The organism is Shewanella sp. SG41-4 (assembly GCF_014164505.1).
GTDB lineage: Bacteria > Pseudomonadota > Gammaproteobacteria > Enterobacterales > Shewanellaceae > Shewanella.
This window is the reverse complement of the sequence record NZ_JACJFI010000423.1, coordinates 1-2,493: the sequence shown is the minus strand read 5'-3', so window position 1 is coordinate 2,493 and position 2,493 is coordinate 1. Positions and strand designations below refer to the sequence as shown.

The 2,493-nt window shown below is 40.2% G+C and carries 4 protein-coding genes; all 4 read right to left on the bottom strand.

Features of this window, described 5'->3' with window-relative positions; translation table 11 throughout:
• Nucleotides 1–322 precede the first annotated feature (322 nt).
• Nucleotides 323–862, bottom strand: a complete 540-nt coding sequence (locus H5202_RS20600) for a TlpA family protein disulfide reductase (protein ID WP_182773706.1) — start codon at nucleotides 860–862, stop codon at nucleotides 323–325.
• Between the two features lie 60 nt (nucleotides 863–922).
• Entirely contained in the window at nucleotides 923–1,411 is a 489-nt protein-coding gene (gene nrfF, locus H5202_RS20595) for a heme lyase NrfEFG subunit NrfF (protein WP_182773705.1), read from the bottom strand.
• Entirely contained in the window at nucleotides 1,411–1,965 is a 555-nt protein-coding gene (locus H5202_RS20590) for a DsbE family thiol:disulfide interchange protein (RefSeq protein ID WP_059746611.1), read from the bottom strand. The genes nrfF and H5202_RS20590 overlap by 1 nt, the downstream gene beginning before the upstream one ends.
• Before the next feature lie 16 nt (nucleotides 1,966–1,981).
• Nucleotides 1,982–2,493, bottom strand: a 512-nt coding sequence (locus tag H5202_RS20585; protein WP_272490483.1) for a cytochrome c-type biogenesis CcmF C-terminal domain-containing protein, incomplete at its 5' end; no start/stop codon positions are given.

Here is a 2,493-nt window from a genome sequence, read left to right as displayed (position 1 = left end):
TTAGATTGTTAAAGAGCGTTGATATCAATTTTTCAGACATCACCATAAGACGCTAGGTCGTTGGCTTGGGGTGCGTATTCTACGCTTTCCCGTGTCAGCGTCAAGTGTTTTTTCAAACTTTCTTTTCGCCTTGAACTCTGTGTTTTGAAGCACTTAATTCAACCTGACTCAGTAACCGCTTGCGCTGTCTGCCGTGTCAGTGGATGCGCATTATAGGCACCACACGATTTAGCGCAAGGCCTTTTTTAATAAAAAAGGATCGCTTGGCGATCTTTTCACCAAAAGCGATCCTTTTTCGTATTTAAAGCGACTTTATGACTGTTTATTGTACTTTTTTAGCATTCTGACGGAACTGTTCAAGGAAGGTAGCCACACTTGTATCATCCCAATCGACATACGAACGTACATAAGCCACCAGCTCACCTTGCTCATTTAAGATAAATGTTGCAGGTATAGTATCAAGCGGAAAGACATCACGTAGTTGTTGTTGCGGATCGAAATACGAATTAAATTCTCCTAATCCAAGAGACTCCAAAAATGGTTGCACAATTGTCACAGCTTCAGCATCAATAGAAATAGGCAATAATGCAAAATGTTCTGCATTTAGAGTTTGATTTAATCGATTGAGTGCAGGAAGTTCTCTTACACACGGTGGACACCAAGTAGCCCAAAGATTAACAACAACCACTTTACCCTTATATTGTTCAAAGTTAACAGACTGACCAACAAGATCAGTAAAATCGACTAGAGCAATCGGGAATGGTTGCGGCAATATATTTATGCGCTCGAGTGTTGATTCAGTGGTTTGCTTAGCCGCAGCTTGCATGCCGGGGTATGCGTTAGCCACACTTGCAGTACCCATAAGAAAGAAGCTAGTGAAGATAAATGCAAACCACTGTTTCAAGGTTAATACTCCAATCAGTTACTTAGTTGTCTTGCTACGATTTAATAGCGCATCTAACTCGGCTTGTTGCTCCGTCGACAAGGTTGTCGATTCTGTTGCCTGGATACGTTGCTTACGCACGAAGATAAAACCAATAAAGAGACCCAAAACAAGTAATCCAAATGGACCAAGCCATAGAATATAAGTTTTCGAGTCTAACTTTGGATTATACAAAACAAAATCACCATAGCGGCTGGTCATAAATTCAATAATCTCTGAATCTGACTTACCTTCATCGACCATCGTATACACTTCAAGGCGCAAATCTTGAGCGACCGGAGAGTTTGAATCGACTAAGTTTTGATTCTGACACTGTGGACAACGCAATTGATGCGCTAGTGACAATGCTCTTTGTTGATTATCTACCGATTGAAATTCATAAGTATCTACAGGTGTAGCCATTACCGTTAGAGTTAGAGTTAAAAGTAAACTCGTACAAGCCACCATCATTTTAAATATGAATTTCATTACGATGCTCCATCGACTTTAGCTTCAGCTTGTAATTGCTGGATCATTGGATACAAGGTTTGTGTCCATACTGTTTGATCTATAGGACCGGCATAACGATAACGAATAATACCGTTATGGTCGACTATGAAAGTTTCCGGTGCTCCGTATACCCCAAGATCAAGCCCTAAGCGACCATCTTTATCAAAGATGTTAACTGTGTATGGATCACCTTGAGTCGTTAACTCTTTTACAGCTAATGCTCGTTCGTCACGATAGTTGATACCATATATAGGTAACAAGTTTCGTTTAGATAGCATCATCAAATAAGGATGCTCATATTTACATGCTGGGCACCAGGTCGCCCAAAAGTTCAACATAGACACTTTTGCTGGAAGATCTTTCTCAGTTAACACTTCTGTAGGCACTTCTAGGCGCTCAAGTTGGAAAGCCGGAACGGGCTTTCCTTCTAATGCAGAATCGAGCACTTTAGGATTTAAGAATAATCCTTTGTATAAAAACACGCCCATACCCAAAAATATAACCAAAGGTATAAACAGTACAAACTTCTTCATAATGTCTCCGAGTTTATTAGGCTGTCGCTAATTTTGCTTTTGCTGCATCATCTGTAGCAACTTGCTTCACACGATAACGTTTATCTGATGCTGCAAGGAAATCACCTACCATCATGAAGATCGAACCAAACCATAACCAACGAACGAATGGTTTGTAATTAAGACGCACTGCAAACTCAGTTAAACTAATTGGATCGCCCATAGTGACATATAAATCGCGGAATAATCCCCAATCAATACCCGCTTCGGTCATATCCATAGTTCGTACATTATATTGACGACGATCAGGCTTTAGTAAGGTAATAAATTCGTCATCTTTGTAGATTTCAATTTGGCCTTGCTGAGCGGTATAGTTTGGTCCGACTACATTTTTAGTTTCTAAATACTTAAATGTATAACCAGCCAATTCTTGGCTAATTCCGGGTCCCATACGAACGCTTTTTTCAATCGAGTAATTAGACACGATAGTTGCGCCCATTACCGAAACAGCAATACCAAAGTGGGCGACGATCATACCTAATTGACTAC

What these genes read in the sequence shown, in the direction of transcription:
- H5202_RS20600 (WP_182773706.1), bottom strand. Translation starts at nt 862, where the DNA reads ATGGGTACTGCAAGTGTGGCTAACGCATACCCCGGCATGCAAGCTGCG.
- nrfF (WP_182773705.1), bottom strand. Translation starts at nt 1,411, where the DNA reads ATGAAATTCATATTTAAAATGATGGTGGCTTGTACGAGTTTACTTTTA.
- H5202_RS20590 (WP_059746611.1), bottom strand. Translation starts at nt 1,965, where the DNA reads ATGAAGAAGTTTGTACTGTTTATACCTTTGGTTATATTTTTGGGTATG.